A 20077-nucleotide genomic window follows, 5' to 3' on the forward strand; every position below is an offset into this window, starting at 1 on the left:
GGCAGGAGTTGTTCAGGACGACGGCACCGCAGCATCCCCGCTGCGTGACATCAGCGGGATAATCTGTTCCAGCTTCCGCTCCCCCTCGTCACCGGTCCATCCCTCGGGTTCGAGGATCTTCGCCCAGGCCCGGGGGATCTCCGAGATATACGTGTGCCCGTGCCCGTCAGGCACGTCCGCGGAGACCGCCATGTCGGCAGACACCTGGAGGAAGGTCACCACCGGGATCCACCGCATCTCGGACAGCACATCTGCCCCACGGGCCTCCCTGAGCCAGTCAGGCTGCTCGAACAGGAGGTCAGGTGACCACCGGGAGATCGGGTCGGAGGCGTGCTGGAGGTAGACCGTCCGCGGCTCCTTCCAGTCCGAGGCCGGCAGCTGCGGGGTGTCCAGGTCACCGACCTGGGAAGCGAAACGCACATGTTCACCACCGTCGTAGACCGGCAGCCGTTCCGGGGACCCGGCGTCCCTCTGGTCTGTGGCTTCCCGCCACAGGTCGTTGTTGAACGTGGGGCCGACGAACAGGGCCCCGTCCGTCCTCGCGGTCAGGGTCGGCACCGTCCCGAACGCCGCCTCCGCACCGAAGGAGCCGAGCGACTCACCGAAGACCACGATCTTCGGGCGCCGGTTCTCGGGAAGCTCACGGACCTTGGCGTCCACGGCCTCGAAAAGGTACAGGCCGGCCTGTCGCGCACGCTCCTTGTCGACCAGGAAGGACAACCAGCTGGGCAGGTACGAGTACTGCATGGACACCGTCGCGACGTTGCCGTTGTACATGTACTCGAGGGAGTCCACCGTGGCCTGGTTGATCCAGCCTGAACCGGTGGCGGAGCCGACGGCGATGACCTGTCGCCCGAGGCCACCGGCGCGCACCAGTTCCTCGGCCGCGAGTTCCGCATCCGCCCGCAGGTCGTCCCCGGGGTCCCCCTCCTGACCGTCACCGGTGCCCAGGCCCACGAAGGCCCGGACAGGTTCCACCGCCCGGTAGCCGTTGACCGCCTCGAGCTGGTCGGTCGTCGGCCCGTGGGAGACGAACTTGCGGCCCTCCCTGCCCAGGGAATCCCAGCTCACCAGCGAACCCGGACCGCCGGAGCGCCGGTCGGAGGTCGGCTGCACCGAGGTGTCCGTGGTCGTCTCGTTCGCACTGGCGAAGGACGCGTTGAGCAGGCGCAGGGAGTAGTTCGCCACGACACCGTTGGCGAGCACCACGGTGAGTGCGACCATCACGGCAGCGGCGGAGACTCTGGCGATCCTGGGCGGGACGACCCTGCGGAACGCCGAGTACAGTCTGCCGACCAGGTCCCCCCAGCCCTGTCCGACCAGTACCAGCAGCAGGAAGACCACCGCGGCCACAATGACGGTCACGGGCACCGCCGTCCAGTCCAGGTGCTCCACCCCGACCAGGTCACGGATGTCGTTCTGCCACACCGTGAACCATCTGAGCATCACGGACGTTCCGACGACCCCGAGCGTCCCCAGGGGTATCCACCACCGGGCGGACAGGGTACGGCCCCGCGGATCCTCGGTGAGGTCGCGGGAGAGCATGTAGCGCCACAACCAGGCGGCGAAAACTCCGGCCATGTAGCCCACCGCCGCGGACGCGCCGCTGACCGCACCCTGGAACAGTGGTCCCCGTGGCAGCAGGGACGGTGTCATCGACGCCATGAGCATCACCACGGCGACGACTGAGCCGGTGTAGCTCAGGCGCAGCCGGTAGGAGGTGAATCGTCCGGTCTCCCGGACCGGACCGTCCGGCACGACCGGCCCGTCCGCTCCTGCCGTCCCCTCCGCGCCGGATCCGGTGTCAGTCGTCGAGGTCAAAGTCCCTCTCCCAACGGTCGAGTGTGCCACCGGGGTCCCCGGAGAGCACCAGGTCACGGTACATCATTGTCTGACGCAGTCCGGAGAAGAGCATCGGCGACCCACGCAACTCTTCCCAGCCCGAGGACCATGTCAGCTGTGACGCCAGGCGCCACACACTGATCGACGGGTTCCAGGCGAGCACCCGCTCCACCTCGCGGGCCCGGGAGAGCACATGGTGGGCGGTGTCGCGCCGCCGGCGGGCCAGGCCGGTGAAGACGTAACCGTGTCCCGGGACGACGAGATGGTCGTCGAACTCCCCGATCCTGCGCAGCGAGGTGAGGTAGTCCACCACCGGATTGCCTCCGAGAGATCCGACGCCGAGTCCGATGCCCGGATGGATCTCCGGCAGGATCATGTCCGCGGCGATGAAGAGCTTCGTCTCCCTGTTGACCAGGCACAGGTGTCCGGGAGTGTGCCCCGGGGTGACGACCGCCTCCGTGTGCGGGTCGGCGGACAGTCCGAGGTCGCTGAGACGGTCGCCGTCACTGAGGAGGACATCCGGGCTTCTGCGCGGGATGAACCCGGGCACCCCGGGCTTCTCCAGCTGTTCGACGACGGTGTCGAGCACTCCGGCAGGTGCCCCGACCTCATCAGCTGAGAGCGAATAGTCCCCCGCACCGTTTCCGGAGCGGGCAGCCTCCACGCTCCGCCATTCCGTGGCGCCGACAATGAACCGAGCGCGCGTGGCCTCCAGCAGACAGGACGCCGCGGTCACGTGGTCCGGGTGCGCGTGGGTGACGATGACCTGGGTGATCTGTTCGAGGCGGCGTCCCCGCTCGCGGAGGAATGCGTCCAGCCCGCTGAGGTACAGGCCCTCCTGACCCTGGCCGGTCCATCCGGGGTCGACGACGGTGACGCCGTCGTCGCCGAGATGCACGGTGGAGAACACCGAGGCCATCACCCCGGAACCGGGCATGGCCACAGGGCGCACCCATGTCCCGGTGCCGGGAGCCGATCCGCCGTCGATCCGGACAGGTCCGGGGGTACGGCTGTTCACGGCCGCGGTGTACTGGGGTTTCGCGAAGGGAGTGACCTGGTGGGTGACCTGCCGGTGGACCATGGATGTCAACGTACCTGCTTCACTGCCGTACCGTCACTGCAGGCACCCGCCCGCAGCTGCCCACAGGCTGCCCGCAGCTGCCCACAGCTCAGTAGCGGTCCGGTTCGGCGCCCAGGTGGAACTTCCTCCCCGAGATCCCCCCTTCAGCGGGGGTTATCTCCACGTAGTTGTACTTCAGTGTCGGCAGCCAGGGGCGCAAGGGCAGCTCATCGGCGGCGTGGATCTCGGCGGACTCGGTGAGGATCCGGGCGTTGCCCTTCACGATCACGGACCAGGCCCGGCCGTCGACGTCCGAGACCTGCTCGACGTTGTCGGCCTCGAAGAGGACGTCGTCGTTGAGGTTCAGGCTGAACAGTTTGGTGCCCTCAGCCGTGCGGATGTAGATCTTCCCGTCGCTGACGGTGTAGTTGAGCGGGAAGAGGTCGATGTCGTTCGAACGGTGCACCACGAGACGTCCGAAGGTCTTCGTCGCGAGAAGGTCGAGGGACTCTTCGTCTGTGAGGCGGGTGACGGGGGAATCGTTGTCAGTCATACATCTCATTGTTCCACTCGCGCTGCACCTGTGCAGCGGCCGTCACCCCTCCCCCACCGGATCAGCGCACATCGGATCCGCCCCACGGCAGCCGCCCGGTTCTCCGGCGCTACCTCTTCGAGGCCAGCACCCGCTGTGCCTCGGACATGGTGTCCGTGTCGTTGAGTTCCAGGGCCCGTGACCCGGCGAGTTTGCGCGCCACATGCTCACCGACGGTCATGGGCCGGTAGCGGGCGGGACGGTCCTCGTCGACGGTGCCCGGCAACGGGCCGACGACCGCGTCCACGTTCCCGTCGTGGAAGAACGCCGCCGACCGCCGGCGGCGTATCGTCCCGTCCACCACCGGGGGCTTCACCCTGTGCAGTGTCGACTTCCACCGGTCATTGGTCAGGCGTGCGGTGACGTCACCGAGGTTGACCAGGAGTGCCCCCGGGTCCGGCATCACGTCGTGCCACCCGCCGTCCTCACCGAGGACCTGCAGCCCCTCCACCCGGTCCGCCCACAGGACGGTCACGATGCCGTAGTCGGTGTGCTCGCCCATCCCGTTGAGCTCACCGTCGAGCTCCACCGCCTGCCCCGGCTCCAGGGCGTAGTTGATGGTGCGCAGCACGTCGATGGAATGGTCGGTCAACTCCGCGAGGGTGCCCCGCGGCACCTCCAGGGCGACCTCGAAAATGTCGGTCAGTGTCCGGGCGACCCGTTGTGCCTCAGAGAACCACCGTTCCAGGTTCTCCCGGAACACCGCCATGCCACCGTCAGTCTCCTGCGGCCACACATTGGCCGGGTAGTCGGCCTCCGGGAGGTGGAGGTCCGGGAAGTCGGACGCCTGGACGCCGATGTTGAAGGCCTCGAAGAAGTCGTTCATCCCGTCCGCGGATTCCACCCCCAGTGACAGGGAGAGTCTCTCCGACTTCGGCGGCGAGTATCCGCGGTTGATCTCCGGAGGGGTGGCGACCTTCTTCTTCAGTTCCAGGTCGCGCAGGAAGAAGGCGTCGAGGGCGTCTGCCAGTCCGTCCCAGGTGCGGCTGTCGATCCCGTGCCCGGTGACCTGGATGAAGCCGACCTCGCGGGCGGCGGTGTCGACCTCGCGGGCGACACGCTCACGTCGGTCGTCTGTTCCGGCTTCTGTGCCGGCGCCTGTCCACGGCGAGATGTCGACGACCGGGACCCGGAAGGCTCCCCTCCCGGTGGTGTGCGCCTCCTGTGTCGTGTCCGGTGTGCCCGGTACCGTCTTCCCTGAGCTCAGGTGTTCTTCCCCGGTGTCCATTGTCCGGCGTCCTCTCATGCTTCGTAGGTGTGAGTCTGTCTGAATGTGCCTGAGTCCGTCTGATCGTGCCTGCGGGTGTGCGGGCCGTTGTCGCGTCGGTCTGTCCCCGCCCTATCTCGCCGGGACAGCTCTGCCGGTAAGCAACCGGTCCAGACCGGACGCCAGCTCCGACTCCTCCGCGGTGAGCAGTTCACCGTCGCGCACCACCCACTCCCCCGCGACCATCACGTCACGGGGCCTGCGTCCGGGTGTGGCCCACAACAGGCCGGCGGGCCAGTCGTGGACCCCGGCGTCCGACACCCCGGAACAGTCCCAGACGCACAGGTCAGCCGGAGTCCCCGGGGCCAGTGTGCCCAACTCGGGCCGGCCGAGACCGGTCGCCGACCCGGACGTCGCCATCCCCAGGGCCTCGTCGGCGGAGAGCACCCTGCCGGTGAGCCCGGAGACCTGCACCGCGAGACGGGCGTCGGCGAGGAGGTGACCGGCGTCATTGCTCCCCCCACCGGACGTCCCCAGTCCCACGGACACACCCCGGTCCAGCAGGGCCCCGGCAGGAGAGATGCCCCAGCCCATCGGGACGTCACACCCCGGCGCGTGGGTCACGCAGACCCCGGACTCCGCCACGGCGTCAATCTCCGCGTCCGTCACCCCGCACAGGTGTGCGACCGTGACACCGGGTTCCAGCCATCCCCATTCCGCCAGAAGCTCAAGGGGACGCCTGCCGTACGCGGCGGCGGCGCGTTCCACGTCCACCTGCTCATTGGCCTGGGTCCGCCGCAGCAGTCCCAGTTCCAGGGCGACCTCACGCAGTGCAGTGAACATCTCCCTGCCGTCGGTGTGCACTCCGGAAGGACCGACGGCGAGCTGCAGCCTCCCCTCCCGGACCGGTGCTCCGCCGCCGACCGTGCCGAAGGCGTCGTGGAGACGCCGGACAGAGTCGACCACCTCGTCCGGGTCCCCGCCCGTGGTGCCCCGCACGAGACAGAGCCGGGCCCCCGCCTCGTCGGCGGCGACGGCGGTCGCGGTGGCCAGTTCCACCTCATCCACCCCGTCCGGCCAGGTCAGGTGGTGGTCAGCGACTGTCGTGACCCCGCACAGCAGAGACTCCGCCAGGCCGACCCGGGCGGCGGCCCCGGCAAGCTCCGGGTCCACCCGGAAGTCGCGGTAGGCCTGTCCCATGATCTCCAGCCACCGTCGCATCCTGACCCCCCGCGTCCCCGGGAGGGTACGGAAAGCAGACTGGAGAAGGTGGTGGTGGGCATTGACGAGGCCGGGGGTGACGACACAGCCGGAGACGTCGACGCGGACAGCGTCCGCGGCCGGTTCCGCGGTCACCACTCCGTCGGTCACTGCCGTGTCCGTGCCTGTGAGGGCTCCGGTGAGCAGGACATTCACAGGTCCAGCACCAGCCTTCCGGACCGGCAGCGGGAGACGCAGATCATCATCGACTCATTCTCCGCGCGTTCCTCCGGGGTGAGGACCGAGTCCCTGTGGTCGATCTCACCTGCGACCACAGAGACTTCGCAGGTCCCGCACATCCCTTCCCTGCAGGAGGAGGCCAGCAGCTTGCCGTGCGCCTCGAGGACCGACAGGACCGAGGCGTCCTCGGGGACGGTGAAGGTCTCCCCGGTGCTGGCCAGGGAGACGTCGAAGGAGGTGTTCACCCCGGTGCTGACCGGGGCGGTGAACTGTTCGGTGAACACGTCCACCGCCGGTTGTCCCTCCACGGCCGCGGCCACGTCGTCGGCCAGTGTCCCCGGACCGCACACGTACACGGCCGTCCCCCGAGGCAGGTCGGCCAGAGCGGCGGCGAGATCGATCCTGCCCTCGACCGAGGCATGGAAAGCGACGGCGCCGCCGTGTCGTTCCTGAAGTTCCTGCAGGTAGGGCATGTCCCCGGAGGTACGGGCCAGGCAGATCATCCGCCAGGGACGCCCTGACCGGGCGGCCTGCGCGGCGAGGGGGACCATGGGGGTCACACCGACCCCGCCCGCGATGAAGACGTAGTTCAGCGCCCTGGTAAGAGGGAAGTGGTTCCGGGGCTCGCTGATCTCCAGGACCGTCCCCGGGGTCGCGTACCGGTGGAGGGCGGCGGAACCGCCACGGGAATCCGCTGAGCGGTCGACAGCCACCACATAGCTGGACGGGTCCGCCGGGTCCGAGCACAGCGAGTACTGGCGGACCAGGGTACGTCTGGTACGGCCAGTCTGGCCGGTCTGGTCGGTCTGGCCGGCGTCAGGGGTGTCCGGGGAAGCGGGTGGCGAGTCGACCGGGATGCGCAGGTCGATGTGCGACCCCGGGGTCCATTCCGGCAGCGGGCTCCCGTCCGCGGAGGTGAGGCGGAACTCGGTGACCCTGTCGGTCAGTTTCCGTCTGCCGCTGACGGTGACGGTGAGTGTGCCGGAGGCGGGAAGGGCCCGGACGGCGGCAGATCCGGAGGCCGGACCGGCTGCAGTACCGGTCACAGGAGCGGGAGCGTGGGGGGAGACAGTCACGGTGATCACTTTCGGGCGTGCTGTGACGCCGGAGGTTCCGGCGCGCCCCAGCCCGGTCACGCACTACCGGTACTGTAACACGGCCGAGATGTCGGGGCCTCCGGGAGCGGACCGGCATCACAGCAGCTCAGGAAACCTTTCACCGGAAGGAAACACGACCGCACCCTTATATCGGGAAACCGTTTCAGCACGCGGTATGTGTCACCGAGGTGAGTTGATCCGGAAACAGACGGGAAACACACCCTCCGTAGCTTTGCTCGGTGCATGACGAAATAAGCGGTGCACCACCGTTGTCCGGTCCCCAGTCCCGTCAAGCCCCAGCCCGGCCACGGACACTCCCCGGGACACCGACCCGGGGAACCACGGACACAAGAGAGCACTCCTGCACACCGCCGCTGTCATGGTCAACGAACACGGCCGCCGTCCGGCGTCCGTTTCCACGACCGGCACAGCCGGTGACTCTGCACCCCGGTGACAACGGGGTCCACGACGTCCGGCGGTTCCGGTCCCAGACCCAGGAGAGGAGGGTCCCGTGAACGTACGTCCGGGTGACCGACTGCACGGCATCACCGGTGTTCACCTGCCCGACGGCAGAACCGTGGACATCACTTTCGACGGCGGTGTCGTCGCCGACGTCCTGCCGGCCGGAAGTGTCGCCCCCGTGACCACCGGTACACCGGGCCGGACAGAGACCGGGACGGCAGCCCGGTCAACAGTCCGGACAACAGCCCGGGGAAACTGGATCGACCTGAGCGGATACACCGTGTTCCCCGCGGCCGCCGACCCGCACGCCCATCTGGACAAGGCTCTGAGCTGGGATGTCATCGACCCGCCGGCAGGTGACCTCGACGCCGCGATCAGGTCCTGGGTGGAGGCGTCCGACCGTTTCACCGAGGACGACATCCTCGACCGTGCCCGACGCGCCGCACTGATGATGCTCGCCGCCGGCACCACCGCGGTCCGCACCCACGTCGACATCTACCGTTCGACCGGTCCCGGCGCGGACCCGTACCGCGGTGTCCGTGCACTCAACCGGCTGCGCGACGAACTGGCGGGGACGATGACACTCCAGCTCGTCGCACTCGTCCCCGCGCACACCCCGGACGACCTGCTGGTCTCCGTCACCGAGGGGGCCCTGGACGCCGGAGCCGACCTCGTCGGCGGGGCCCCGCACCTGGCGGCCGACCCACTCGCCCAGACGGACGCCCTCCTGGATGTCGCCGAGGCCCGGGGCGTCGGCTGCGACCTGCACACCGACGAGTTCCTCGATCCGCCTGCACCGTCCGACGGTTCCCCCGCCGTGGCGGGCACCCGCACGGTCCGCAGGTACGCCGAACGTGTCCGCGGGTGGCCGGCCGGCCGGATCCGGGGGGCCGGACACTGCTGCCGACTGTCCCAGGAGGGCCCGGAGGAGCTCGCGGAAACCGCGGCCCGGCTGCGGGACGCCGGGATCCATGTCATCGCGCTGCCGGCGACGAACCTCTACCTGCAGGGCGGTGACGGTGTCCCCGTCCCGCACGAACGGGGGGTGGCCCCGGTGTCGGTCCTGCGCGAACTCGGCGTGGCGGTGTCCGCCGGAGGTGACAATGTCCGTGACCCCTTCAACCCCACCGGACGCGCCGACCCTCTGGAGACCGCGTCCCTTCTGGTCACCGCCTGTCACCAGAGCCCCGGGCAGGCACTGGACCTGGTCACCCGTGACGCGCGGGCCGCCCTCGGCCTGCCTCCCGCGGGGCCGTTCCCGGGAGCGGCCGCCGACCTGCTCTGCATCAGGGACCCCGTCTCCGCACCCGGGACGGTCCCGTCCGTGGCGTCGTTCATCGCCGCCGCGCCGACGGACCGCACCGTCATCTCGGCGGGACGCCTCGCCTCACAGTCGCGTACCACCGTCGAACTGCCCCGGGCCTTCGGGCCGGACCCCCGTGCAGACCCTGCAGACCCTGCAGACCCTGCAGACCGTGCAGACCCTGTCCGGCAGACCGACCCCGACCCCTACCTCCGGACGGTCCACTGACCACCGGCATCCGCCGGTCACCGTCCCCGCATACCGCGAAAAAAGGAGAACACCGTGAGTACCCTCAGAACTGTCGTCGCAGACAGTCGTCCCGCCGACACGGCAGCTGAACCTCTGGTCAGCTTCGTCGACACCGGAATGACCTTCGACGGCGGCACGACAGCCCTGACCGGAGTGACCTTCGACGTCACCCCCGGCGAGTTCATCAGCGTCGTCGGCCCCTCGGGCTGCGGCAAGTCGACACTGCTCCGCCTGGCGTCCGGACTGGAATCCGCCACCGAAGGCACCATGACCACCTCCACCGACCGGATCGCCTACGTCTTCCAGGACGCCACCCTCCTGCCCTGGCGCAGTGTCCGTGACAACGTCATGCTGCTCGGTGAACTCGACCGTCTGCCGAAGGAGGAGCGGGAACGCCGGTGCACCGAGGCACTGGAGACGGTGGGGTTGACCGGATTCGAGGACCACCTGCCCCACCAGCTGTCGGGCGGCATGAAGATGAGGGTCTCCCTCGCCCGGGCGCTGACCATCGAACCCCAGCTGTTCCTCTTCGACGAGCCGTTCGCCGCCCTCGACGAGATCACCCGCGAACGTCTCGGGGTGGATCTGACCCAGCTCTTCGCGGAGAAGCAGTTCGGTGGCCTGTTCATCACCCACTCGGTCAGTGAGGCGGTGTTCGTCTCCACCAGGGTGACGGTGATGTCGGGACGCCCCGGAACCGTCGTCGACGTCGTCGACGTCCCCTTCGCCTTCCCCCGGTCACCGGAGCTGCGGTTCACACCGGAGTTCACCGCGATCGCCGAACGGGTGTCGCGCTCACTGACGGCGGCGCACAAATGACCCCGCCCGCACCGGTCAGCTCATCCGACACCCAGAAGGAGGACGCCATGTCCGTCAGCACGGGACCCACCACGGAATCAACCCCAGGATCAGTCACGAACACGTCAGCACCCGCCCAGTCGTCAACCGGTGCGGGGACGTCCCCGGCAACCGGAAACGGTGGGCCGGCACCGTCCCCCACGACGCGCAGGAGGTCCCTCAACATCCCCTACGCCTCTGTCCTGCTCCCCCTCGCAGTCCTCGCGGTGATCGTGGGTATCTGGTACCTCGTCAGCTACGTCCTGCTCGATGAGTCCCGCCGCTTCCTCATGCCGCCGCCCCACCAGGTCGTCACCGAGGGTCTGTTCGGCCCGAATGCCGGGGAAATGTGGGAGGCCCTGTGGCAGACCACCCGGATCGCGGCGACCGGACTGCTCATCGCCGCGGTCATCGGCGTGGTCTGGGCCATCGTCATGGCCCAGTCGAAGCGGGCGGAGACCGCACTGTTCCCCTACGCGGTCATCCTCCAGTGCATCCCGGTCCTCGCGCTGGTCCCGCTCATCGGGTTCTGGTTCGGTTTCGGGTTCTCCGCCCGTGTCTTCGTCTGTGTGCTCATCTCCCTGTTCCCGATGGTCTCCAACACCCTGTTCGGACTCCAGTCGGTCAACCCGGGCATGAGGGACCTGTTCGCCCTGCACCACCCCTCACGTCTGACGGTGCTGCGCAAACTGGAGCTCCCCGCCGCGATGCCGTCCATCTTCGTCGGCCTGCGCACCTCCGGTGGCCTCGCCGTCGTCGGTGCGATCGTCGGTGACTTCTTCTTCAAGCAGGGAACCCCCGGCATCGGCGTCCTCCTGGACAACTACCGGTCACGGCTGCAGTCCCCGGACCTCTTCGCCGCGATCATCCTCGCGTCACTGCTCGGTGTCGTCGTCTTCCTGGTCTTCGGCTGGATCGGCAACCGTGTCGTCGGCCGCTGGTACGGCAAGTAGTTCCGGCCGGTTCCCGCGCACGACCGGATCTCCCCGGCCTCTTTCCCGCCGTCCCCCGACGGCTGTTTCCCAACCAAAAATCCTGACAGGAGCTCAACCATGAAGTACACCGTCCGCACCCTCACCGCCGCCACCGTCGCCGCGGCCGCCGCCGTCTCCCTCGCAGCCTGCGGAGGCGATGACTCGTCCACGTCCGCGGCGTCCTACGACGGCGAGATCGGCTCCACCGACCTGTCCTCGGTCTGCCCCTCCACCGTCGTCGTGCAGACCGACTGGTTCCCCGAGGCTGAGCACGGGCACCTCTACGAACAGCTGAACTACGGAGGTGAGGGCAAGGACCACATCACCATCGACGCGGACAAGAAGACCGTCTCCGGGCCGCTGTTCGACGGGGCGAACGGATACACGGGAGTGAACCTGGAGATCCGCTCCGGCGGCCCGGCCATCGGCAACCAGTCGGTGACCTCGCAGATGTACCAGGACCAGGACATTCTCCTCGGCTACGTCGACACCGACCAGTCCATCCAGCATTCCGCGGACATGCCCACCGTCGGGGTGATGACCACCCTGGACAAGAGCCCGCAGATGATCATGTGGGATCCGGCGACCTACCCTGACGTCCACGGGATCGCCGACCTCAAGGACAAGAACGTCACGGTGCTCACCTTCGCTGACATGTCCTACATCAAGTACCTCACCGGTTCCGGCATCCTCAACCAGTCGCAGATCGACGAATCCTACGACGGCGCCCCCGCCACCTTCGTCGCCGCCGGCGGAGCCAAGGCCCAGCAGGGCTACTCCTCCTCGGAGCCCTACAACTACGAGAACACCATCGAGGGCTGGAAGAAGCCCGTCGAGTACCAGCTCATCCACGATGTCGGATTCCCGACGTACAAGTCCGCCCTCGCTGTCCGCGCCGATGCCAAGGACGCCAACGCCGACTGCCTGAAGGAGCTCGTCCCCGTCCTCCAGCGTGGTGAGAAGTCGTACCTGGACAACCCGGACGCCACCAATGAACTCATCGTCGAAACGGTCTCCGAGTTCAACTCCGGCTGGGTCTACGACGCCGGCAACGCCTCCTACGGTGTGGACAAGATGAGGGACGAGAAGCTCGTCGCCAACGGTGCGGACGGCACCCTCGGTTCCTTCGAGGACGCCCGACTGTCCCGCCTCGTCGACATCCTCACCCCGATCTTCGCCGCCCAGAACACCCCGGTGAAGGACGGCGTGAAGAACTCCGAGTTCGCCACCAACGAGTTCCTCGACCCGGGGGTGTCACTGTGAGCCAGGCAGTCAGGGAAGGGGTGAAGGTCAGCACCGACGTCGGCCATCTCTTCGCCGTCGCCGACGGCCGGGGACGCCCCGACTTCACCCCCGCCGACGTCGACGCCCTCGTCGACGATCTTCTCGCGGTTCTCGGACCTCGCGGGGTGACCCAGCTGCCGCGCGCGGTGGAACGTGCCTCACGCGACGGTTCCGGGATGTCCCCGGTGATCACCGCCCAGGTCGCCGACGGTGAACTCGGCGTCCCCGACGTGGTCTGTTATCCGCGCAGTGTCGAGGAGGTGCCGGAGATCATGCGGGCGGCCGTCCGCCACAATGTGCCGGTCACCACCCGGGGCAAGGGCACCGGGAACTACGGTCAGGTCCTGCCCAGGTTCGGTGGACTGGTCCTCGACATGACCTCCCTGACCACCATCCACGGACTCGACCCGGCAGACACCGGGGCCGGGACGATCACGGCGGACGCCGGGGCGCAGATGCTCTCCCTGGAGAGTTACGCCTGGGAACACGGACACCAGCTGTGGATGTACCCCTCCACCGTGCAGTCCACCCTCGGCGGTTTCCTCGGCGGAGGTTCCGCCGGGACGGGAACCATCGTGCACGGGCGCAACCACGAGGGGTTCGTCACCGCCGTGGACATCGTCCCCGCCACCGAGGACGCCAGGATCATCCACCTCGAGGGCGAGGACGCGCAACCCTACGTCCACACCTACGGGGTCGCCGGGGTCATCGTCCGGGCGACGGTCAAGGTCGAACCTCTGGCCGACTGGCGGGCCGTCTACGCCTCCTTCCCCTCCCGGGACGCCGCCTTCTCGGCAGCGACCGAGGTCATGCGGGCCCGGCTGCAGCCGCGGCTGATGTCCGCGGACGGCCCCGACATCGTCGCCGCCCTCCCGTCCGACGAGGCCTTCGTCCCCGGCCGTGGCAGCGTCCGGGGCATCCTCGACGCCTCCCGTCTGGACGATTTCACCCGGATCGTCTCCTCCTGCGGGGGACGGATGGAGGCCGTGCGCACCGGCATCAACGCCACGGTGAAACTGTCCACCCTGTCCTACAACCACCCGACCTGGTGGCTGCAGAAGAAAGAACCCGGCCGCTGGTTCCACATGGAGTGCCAGGGCACGGCCGTGGTGGAGCACCTCGACGAGGTACTGGCCGTCTACTCGACCCCGCTGAGGTCGGCGAGCTTCCACCTGGAGGTCGGCAACGGCATGATGTTCGGCATGGTCAACGGCCCGATCGACCCCGGTGAGTCCGTCACTTCGGTGAGGGAGCGGATCGCCGCCGGTGTCCCGCAGCTTGAGGCTCTCGGAGTGTCCGTGCACTCACCGCACCAGTGGTACATCGACCTGGAACCTGACCGGGTCCGGGCTCTCGCCACGGACTTCGACCCCCACGGCATCCTCAACCCCGGGAGGTGGATGTGAGTACCGCGTCCCGCCGCTGGGCGGATCTCAGCACGGCCGAGGTTCCCACCGCCGTCGGCCCCGGCTCACTGGTGGTTCTGCCGGTCGGTGCCGTGGAGCCGCACGGCCCCCACCTTCCCATGTCCACCGATGCGGTGATGGCCGCTGCCGTGGCGTCCGCTGTGGTGGAACGGTCCGTCGCCGCCGGTCATGACCTGTGGCTGCTGCCGACCCTGTCGGTGACCAAGTCCGACGAGCATTCCGCCCTGCCCGGCACCCTGTGGCTGAACGCCTCGACCCTCTTCGCCACGATGGTGGACCTGGGCCGGTCGCTGGCCGCCTCGGGGGTGCGCCGGCTGCTCATCGTCAACGGCCACGGCGGCAACTCTGCGCTGCTGGAGGTCGCCCTACGTGAACTGCGCAGGCGTTTCGACCTGCGGACCTTCCTGGTCTCCTCGCCTCCCACCCCGGGGGAGACGGAGTTCGGCATGGGTATCCACGCCGGATGGTCCGAGACCTCGATGATGCTTCACGTCGCCCCGGAGCTGGTCTCCATGGACGCCGCAGCTGAACTCGGTCCGAAGCCCGCCGCCGCTGTGGCGTCCGGCAGTCACGTCGGTTTCGGCAGAACTGTGAAGTTCGGTTGGCTGTCGACCGACTTCGACGCCTCAGGCGTGGTGGGGGACCCCACCGGTGCCACGGCGGAGGCCGGGGAGCGGCTCTTCGAGGACTACGTCACTTCAGTGGTGGACGCCGTCCCCGAGATCCTCACCTTCAACCCGGGGGCACTGTGATGACGGCGGCGACGGACCGTTCCACAGGCACGGTCACAGGCACGGTCACAGGCACGGTCACAGACCCCACCGTGCTCTTCGACACCTGGATGTCGGACTTCCGCGCCCTCATCGCCGAGGACGCCGGACTGACCTGGCCGCCGGTCTCCGGGGACCTCTCGGAGGTTCCGCCGGTGCTCATGACACTGGCCACGGTCGGCCCGGACGGCTACCCGCGGACCAGGAATGTCATGGTCAGTCACACCGGCGCCGCCGGGTCGCCGGCGGCCGGCCGGATCTACCTTCACACCGACTCCCGGTCCGACAAGGCCCGGCACATCGGGGCCGACCCGAAGGTCTCGTTGACTGTCCTCGCACCTGACCGGTCGCGTCAGGTCACCGTCGTCGGGGACGCCGTGCGCTCCGATCCGGACGAGGAGGCGGAGGCGTTCTCCGGCCGGGTCCGCTACCTCCAGCTGCTCGCCTGGTTGAACGACAGTGACCTGGCGCAGCGTCCCGAGGATGAACGGCACCGGACATGGGCACAGTTCGCTGCCGCGCACCCGGACCTCTCCTCCACTCCTCCCGACACCTGGGCCGGTTACGCGGTCGTGCCGCGGGAGTACCTGTTCTGGACCGCCGACTCCGACGGCCCGTCCCGTCGGCTGCACTTCACCCGTCCCTCCGGCCGCCTGCCCGGCACCGTGCCCGGCACTGTGGCCGACACCGTGCCCGACACTGTGCCCGACAACTGGATCATGGAGGTCCTGCCCGGATGAGCACCACCCGCACCGCCGTCTTCACCGACGCCGTCATCATCCCCGTCGACCCGGAACAGCCCCGCTGGTTCCGCGGATGGCTCTCCGTCGACGACACCGGCCGCATCAGCGGCCTCGGGGAGGGGACACCCCCCACCTCACTCACGGCGTCCTGCCTGGCCGCCGGAGGCCGTGTCACCGACCTCGACGGGGCGTTCCTCGCACCGGGGTTCGTCTCCGGTCACAGCCACATCTACACCGGCGGCATGCGCGGGGTGGAGCACTCCTCACCCCTGTACGCGTGGGTCACGCAGAATTCGGCGATGCTCGCCGACGCCGACCCGGAGACGATGTACTGGCTGTCGAGGGCCGGAGGTCTCGACCACCTCGCATCCGGGGTGACCTCGGTCTACAACTTCACGCAGTCCCGGGTGATCTGCCGTTTCGACTACGCGACCTCGACACTGAAGGCCGTGAAAGTCCACGACCCGGACTTCGTCATCCGTCAGATCGACGGCGTGGAGGCCTCCGGTATCCGCTCGGTGACCTCGGTCCGCGTCGACGACGAACAACTTCCCGAGGACGAGGCGGTCGCCGGCTTCGACGCTGCAATGCAACGCCTGGCGTCCTCGGCCAACGGGCCCGCCGCCGATCTCAACCTGGGCGGTTCAGTCTACGGCGCGGTGCAGTGGGCCTCGCGTCCCCGCACCGCCGAGCTCGAGAAGGAGCTCATGGTGAAGTGGGGTGTCACGGACCAGGCACACTTCGTGGAGACTGCCGAGCAGATCGACATCCAGCAGTCGAAGTTCGACTGGTACGACGACGCCGGAGTCCTCGGGCCGGACTTCGCCTTCGGCCACTTCGTGCACCCCACCGGGCACATGGTGGACCGGGTCGTGGAATCCGGGACCTCTGTGGTGTGGCAGGCCATGTCCAACGGCCGGCTGGGCTCCGGGATCGCCGACATCACCACCCTCCTGGCACGGGGCGTGACCGTGGGGATGGGGGTCGACGACCAGTCCTGCACCGACACAACCGACCCCTTCGAGAACATGCGCACCGGCCTGTTCACACAGCGGGCTGTCCACTCGGACCCTTCGGTCATGTCGGTGGACCAGGTACTGCACCTGCACACCCTCGGTTCCGCGGAGGCTGTGGGGATCTCTGACCGGGTCGGCTCGCTGACGGTCGGAAAGTTCGCCGACCTGGTGGTCGTGGACCCCCGGGACCCTGCCACGGGTCCCGTGTGGGATCCGGTGGCGACATATGTGCTGGCCTGCGGACTGCGGCACCTGCGTACCGTGTACGTCGGCGGGAAGGTCGCCTTCGACGCCACCTCCCCGGTCGTCGGTGCCGACGGGGTGACTGTCCGGGAGGTCAACCGGCTCGCTGACGAAGGCATGGTCCGTTCCGCGCTCGCCGGCGGTTTCACCCCGGCGTACTGAGGCGACCCGCCTGCCGGAGGCGGATCCGCTGACAGCGGATCCGCCTCCGGCAGCGTGGCCTTGCCGGTGCCAGTGCGGCACCACCAGGGTGGACACCATGTCAGAGAACACACCCGACCCCACCCGTATCCTCGACGCCGAGATCTACCGGGACCTCTTCGAGCGCCGCACTGTCGTCCTCGGCGACGCTCTCGGGCAGGACACCGCCAACCGTCTCTGCGCCTCGGTCCTGCTCCTGTCCGCCCGCGACCCGGAGGCGGACATCGTTCTGCTCATCAACTCCCCCGGAGGTTCCGTGCCGGGGATGCTCGCCATCCGTGACTGCCTGCGCGGCGTCCCCAATGACGTCGCCACTGTCAACCTCGGCATGGCCTACAGTGCCGGCCAGTTCCTGCTGTCCTCGGGGACGCCTGGCAAGCGCTACACCCTGCCGCACTCGAAGGTGCTGCTGCACCAGGGCTCGGGCGGTATCGGCGGCACCGCGCAGGACATCGAGATCCAGGCGGCGGACATCACCCACACCCGCGACACCGTGCTCGGCTGCATCTCCGACGACACAGGACGACCTCTCGACCAGGTCACCCGCGACTCACTCCGTGACCGGTGGTTCACCGCGGAGGAGGCGAAGGAGTACGGCTTCGTCGACCACATCGTGTCCGACCTGGGCTTCCTCACCGGCCCCGGCGCGCTCACCGCCCGTCGTCCCCGCCTGGGACTGGGGGCCTGACCGTGACCAGTTACCCGATCCCCTACGTCACCACCTCCACCCCGGTCGGCGAGAAGACGGTGGACATCTACAGCCGCCTGCTCGACGAACGCATCGTCTACCTCGGCACCCCCGTCGACGACGGTGTGGCGAACGCGGTCATCGCCCAGCTGCTGCACCTCGAGAGCGAGAGTGCGGACGCCCCTGTCTCGCTGTACATCAACTCGCCGGGCGGGTCCCTGTCGGCGACGATGGCGATCGTGGACTGCCTCGAGTTCATCCGGCCGCAGGTGGAGACCACCTGTGTGGGCCAGGCTGTGGCCTCCGCCGCTCTGCTGCTGGCCTCAGGTACGCCGGGGTGCCGGGCGATCCTGCACCACGGGCGGGTCGTCCTGTCCGCCCCGGCCACCGAGGGAGGACGCGGCACCATCCCCGATCTCATCATCGAGGCCGAGGAGATGGAGCGGGTCCGCCGGCTGCAAGAGGAGGTGCTGGCCTCCCACTGCGGACGCACCGCGGACCAGGTCAGGGAGGACACCGAACGTCAGCTGGTGCTCACCCCGGAGGCGGCGGTCGAGTACGGGATCGTCGACAGGGTGCTCACGCGACGCACATGAGGACGGTCCCGCCGGAGCCGGCTGCTGCAGCACCCCAGCCGCGGACCGCCGAGCGGGTGAGTTCGAAAGAGGACTTCCCCAGCGCCCCGGCCACCGCCTCAAGCATCTCCGAGGACGGGTCCTTCATGCCTCGTTCCAGTTCGGAGAGGTACTGCGGCGAGATCCCGGCCCGGGCGGCGGTGTCCCTGAGACGTTCCTTCCTGGCGGTGCGGTGACGGCGGATCTCCTCGCCGAGTACCTCCCGCCACAGTCGGTCCGGGACCGTACGTTGCGGAGTTCCCGTTCCCCGACCACGCGGGTGCAGCGGCACCACGGTGACGTCGGACATGCTGTCGGTGGAGGTTCCCGCCGGGGAGCTCTGTGTGGTGTCCGTGCGCTCACTCATGCCGACCAGCCTACGGTGTCGGGCACCGGCGGGGCAGCACGAAGCTACTTCTCCCCGGCGTCCCCGGCGTTCGTGGCGTTGGGGGACGCTGCACCACGCGCCTTGTGCGCGGCTTCGGCGGCGAGGACCTCCTCGTGCCCTGCCTCTCCGGCGTAGTGCCTGCCCAGACGGCTGTGCCGCTGTGAGTAGGCGAAGTAGACCACCACGCCGATCGCCAGCCACGCCACGAACCGGATCCACGTGTCCAGCGGGAGGCTCAGTGCCAGGTACCCGCAGACGATCACCGAGAGCACCGGCACCCACGGGACCAGGGGGACCTTGAAGGCACGGGGGACGTCGGGACGGGTCTTCCGCAGCACGATGACAGCGACCGAGACGATCATGAACGCGAAGAGGGTGCCGATGTTGATCATCTCGACCAGGGTCGCCAACGGGACCAGTGCCGCGATCACGGCGATGACCACACCCGTGACGACGGTGATCCGGTAGGGGGTCCTGAACCGGGGGTGGGTGCGGGCCAGCCACTCGGGGAACAGACCGTCGCGGGCCATCGCGAAAGCCACGCGGGTCTGTCCGAGGAACATGGTCATGGACACCACGACCAGGCCGATGACCGCGATGACCGAGATGACGTCGGCCATCCAGTGGACACCGACGGCATTGAATGCGGTGGCCAGCGGGGCACCGTCGGCCGGGTCGATGTCCCGGAAGTTCTGCATGCCGGTGATCACCAGGGAGACCGCCACGTAGAGTACGGCCACCACCGCCAGGGAGCCGAAGATCCCGATCGGCAGGTCCTTCTGCGGGTTCTTCGTCTCCTCCGCTGTCGTGGCGACGACGTCGAAACCGATGAAGGCGAAGAACACGAGCGCCGCCGCGGAGAACAGTCCGCCGAGACCGTAGGTGCTCGGCTCGATCCCCAGCAGTGTCTGCAGCAGCGGGGCGTGCATCACCGAGGACACACCACCCTGGGTCCCCTCCGACGGCGGGATGAACGGGGACCAGTTGGACACCTTGATGAAGAAGCATCCGACGACGACCACGAGCAGCACGCCGGCGATCTTGATGAAGGTGATGACCTGGTTGATCCGGCTGGAGAGTTTGATCCCGGTGACCAGGACGGCTGTCAGGCCGAGCACGAGGATCCCCGCAGGCAGGTTGACCACGCCCTTGTCCGTGTTCTGGATGGACTCCGGGATCGCCAACGGGGTGCCGTCGAGCACGATCGCCAGGTAGTCACTGAACGAGGTCGCCAACGCCGAGGAGGCGAGAGTGAACTCCAGGATGAGGTCCCAGCCGATGATCCAGGCGATGAACTCCCCCACCGAGGCGTAGGCGAAAGTGTAGGCACTGCCGGCGACCGGGACGGTGGACGCCAGTTCCGCGTAGCACAGGCCGGCCAGTCCGCATCCGACGGCGGCGATGACGAAGGCCAGGGCCACCGACGGGCCCGCGTGGTCCGCGGCGACCTGTCCGGTGAGCACGAAGATCCCCGCTCCGACGCACACCCCGACACCGAACACCACCAGGTCCAGGGGGCCGAGGTTCTTCTTGAGCTGGTGTTCGGGATCCTCGGTGTCCCGGATGCTCTGCTCTATCGACTTCGTCCGGAACAGATTCGTCACGGCGTCCTCACTCTCTGATAGGTCGGGGGCCAAGTG

The 20077-nt window shown here is 68.4% G+C and carries 18 protein-coding genes; 10 read left to right on the forward strand and 8 right to left on the reverse strand.

Going from position 1 to position 20077, the window contains the following annotated elements; translation table 11 throughout:
* Window positions 1–12: 12 nt before the first annotated feature.
* The 6 genes from E0E18_RS07460 to E0E18_RS07485 all read right to left on the reverse strand — a co-directional run bounded on the left by E0E18_RS07460 (window position 13) and on the right by E0E18_RS07485 (window position 7217).
* Window positions 13–1821: an alpha/beta-hydrolase family protein gene (locus tag E0E18_RS07460; RefSeq protein WP_130840001.1), complete on the reverse strand. Its 1809-nt coding sequence runs from the start codon at window positions 1819–1821 to the stop codon at window positions 13–15.
* On the reverse strand, window positions 1805–2923 hold the full coding sequence (locus tag E0E18_RS07465; RefSeq protein WP_130840003.1) for an MBL fold metallo-hydrolase: 1119 nt from the start codon (window positions 2921–2923) through the stop codon (window positions 1805–1807). Before E0E18_RS07465 ends, E0E18_RS07460 begins: the two co-directional genes overlap by 17 nt.
* Window positions 2924–3011: 88 nt before the next feature.
* Complete coding sequence (locus E0E18_RS07470) at window positions 3012–3455, reverse strand: pyridoxamine 5'-phosphate oxidase family protein (protein WP_110480900.1); 444 nt, start codon at window positions 3453–3455, stop codon at window positions 3012–3014.
* A gap of 109 nt (window positions 3456–3564) precedes the next feature.
* Complete coding sequence (locus tag E0E18_RS07475; protein WP_130840006.1) at window positions 3565–4722, reverse strand: isopenicillin N synthase family dioxygenase; 1158 nt, start codon at window positions 4720–4722, stop codon at window positions 3565–3567.
* A gap of 111 nt (window positions 4723–4833) precedes the next feature.
* Complete coding sequence (locus tag E0E18_RS07480) at window positions 4834–6117, reverse strand: amidohydrolase family protein (protein ID WP_110480898.1); 1284 nt, start codon at window positions 6115–6117, stop codon at window positions 4834–4836.
* Window positions 6114–7217: a PDR/VanB family oxidoreductase gene (locus tag E0E18_RS07485; protein WP_237559687.1), complete on the reverse strand. Its 1104-nt coding sequence runs from the start codon at window positions 7215–7217 to the stop codon at window positions 6114–6116. Before E0E18_RS07485 ends, E0E18_RS07480 begins: the two co-directional genes overlap by 4 nt.
* 532 nt (window positions 7218–7749) lie before the next feature.
* Here E0E18_RS07485 and E0E18_RS07490 point away from each other — a divergent pair.
* The 10 genes from E0E18_RS07490 to E0E18_RS07535 all read left to right on the forward strand — a co-directional run bounded on the left by E0E18_RS07490 (window position 7750) and on the right by E0E18_RS07535 (window position 18031).
* The gene (locus E0E18_RS07490) at window positions 7750–9231 is read left to right on the forward strand and encodes an amidohydrolase family protein (protein ID WP_130840008.1); all 1482 of its coding nucleotides are present in this window, start codon (window positions 7750–7752) and stop codon (window positions 9229–9231) included.
* Between the two features lie 138 nt (window positions 9232–9369).
* Window positions 9370–10071, forward strand: a complete 702-nt coding sequence (locus E0E18_RS07495; protein ID WP_078057509.1) for an ABC transporter ATP-binding protein — start codon at window positions 9370–9372, stop codon at window positions 10069–10071.
* Between the two features lie 47 nt (window positions 10072–10118).
* Window positions 10119–11042, forward strand: a complete 924-nt coding sequence (locus tag E0E18_RS07500) for an ABC transporter permease (RefSeq protein WP_078057510.1) — start codon at window positions 10119–10121, stop codon at window positions 11040–11042.
* A gap of 99 nt (window positions 11043–11141) precedes the next feature.
* On the forward strand, window positions 11142–12326 hold the full coding sequence (locus tag E0E18_RS07505) for an ABC transporter substrate-binding protein (protein WP_066588446.1): 1185 nt from the start codon (window positions 11142–11144) through the stop codon (window positions 12324–12326).
* Window positions 12323–13753 (forward strand): FAD-binding oxidoreductase, encoded by a 1431-nt coding sequence (locus E0E18_RS07510; protein WP_390620346.1) that lies wholly within the window; start codon window positions 12323–12325, stop codon window positions 13751–13753. The genes E0E18_RS07505 and E0E18_RS07510 overlap by 4 nt, the downstream gene beginning before the upstream one ends.
* On the forward strand, window positions 13750–14526 hold the full coding sequence (locus E0E18_RS07515; protein WP_078057511.1) for a creatininase family protein: 777 nt from the start codon (window positions 13750–13752) through the stop codon (window positions 14524–14526). Before E0E18_RS07510 ends, E0E18_RS07515 begins: the two co-directional genes overlap by 4 nt.
* Window positions 14526–15284: a pyridoxamine 5'-phosphate oxidase family protein gene (locus tag E0E18_RS07520; RefSeq protein WP_130840010.1), complete on the forward strand. Its 759-nt coding sequence runs from the start codon at window positions 14526–14528 to the stop codon at window positions 15282–15284. Before E0E18_RS07515 ends, E0E18_RS07520 begins: the two co-directional genes overlap by 1 nt.
* On the forward strand, window positions 15281–16708 hold the full coding sequence (locus E0E18_RS07525; protein ID WP_130840012.1) for an amidohydrolase family protein: 1428 nt from the start codon (window positions 15281–15283) through the stop codon (window positions 16706–16708). The genes E0E18_RS07520 and E0E18_RS07525 overlap by 4 nt, the downstream gene beginning before the upstream one ends.
* Before the next feature lie 97 nt (window positions 16709–16805).
* Window positions 16806–17435, forward strand: a complete 630-nt coding sequence (locus E0E18_RS07530) for a ClpP family protease (protein WP_130840015.1) — start codon at window positions 16806–16808, stop codon at window positions 17433–17435.
* Between the two features lie 2 nt (window positions 17436–17437).
* Window positions 17438–18031 (forward strand): ClpP family protease, encoded by a 594-nt coding sequence (locus tag E0E18_RS07535; protein ID WP_130840017.1) that lies wholly within the window; start codon window positions 17438–17440, stop codon window positions 18029–18031.
* Here E0E18_RS07535 and E0E18_RS07540 read toward each other — a convergent pair.
* Both E0E18_RS07540 and E0E18_RS07545 read right to left on the reverse strand, forming a co-directional pair.
* Entirely contained in the window at window positions 18015–18416 is a 402-nt protein-coding gene (locus tag E0E18_RS07540) for a helix-turn-helix domain-containing protein (RefSeq protein ID WP_337189535.1), read from the reverse strand. The two genes, E0E18_RS07535 and E0E18_RS07540, sit on opposite strands and share 17 nt — an antisense overlap.
* Window positions 18417–18460: 44 nt before the next feature.
* Window positions 18461–20041, reverse strand: coding sequence for an APC family permease (locus E0E18_RS07545; protein ID WP_066588463.1), 1581 nt, complete (start codon window positions 20039–20041; stop codon window positions 18461–18463).
* Window positions 20042–20077 lie beyond the last annotated feature (36 nt).

Source organism: Corynebacterium neomassiliense, assembly GCF_900626215.1.
GTDB lineage: Bacteria > Actinomycetota > Actinomycetes > Mycobacteriales > Mycobacteriaceae > Corynebacterium > Corynebacterium neomassiliense.

Excerpts from the sequence above, each read along its gene's own strand:
- E0E18_RS07465 (WP_130840003.1), bottom strand. The coding sequence starts at position 2,923 with ATGGTCCACCGGCAGGTCACCCACCAGGTCACTCCCTTCGCGAAACCC.
- E0E18_RS07470 (WP_110480900.1), bottom strand. The coding sequence starts at position 3,455 with ATGACTGACAACGATTCCCCCGTCACCCGCCTCACAGACGAAGAGTCC.
- E0E18_RS07475 (WP_130840006.1), bottom strand. The coding sequence starts at position 4,722 with ATGGACACCGGGGAAGAACACCTGAGCTCAGGGAAGACGGTACCGGGC.
- E0E18_RS07495 (WP_078057509.1), top strand. The coding sequence starts at position 9,370 with ATGACCTTCGACGGCGGCACGACAGCCCTGACCGGAGTGACCTTCGAC.
- E0E18_RS07500 (WP_078057510.1), top strand. The coding sequence starts at position 10,119 with ATGTCCGTCAGCACGGGACCCACCACGGAATCAACCCCAGGATCAGTC.
- E0E18_RS07505 (WP_066588446.1), top strand. The coding sequence starts at position 11,142 with ATGAAGTACACCGTCCGCACCCTCACCGCCGCCACCGTCGCCGCGGCC.
- E0E18_RS07520 (WP_130840010.1), top strand. The coding sequence starts at position 14,526 with ATGACGGCGGCGACGGACCGTTCCACAGGCACGGTCACAGGCACGGTC.
- E0E18_RS07525 (WP_130840012.1), top strand. The coding sequence starts at position 15,281 with ATGAGCACCACCCGCACCGCCGTCTTCACCGACGCCGTCATCATCCCC.
- E0E18_RS07530 (WP_130840015.1), top strand. The coding sequence starts at position 16,806 with ATGTCAGAGAACACACCCGACCCCACCCGTATCCTCGACGCCGAGATC.
- E0E18_RS07540 (WP_337189535.1), bottom strand. The coding sequence starts at position 18,416 with ATGAGTGAGCGCACGGACACCACACAGAGCTCCCCGGCGGGAACCTCC.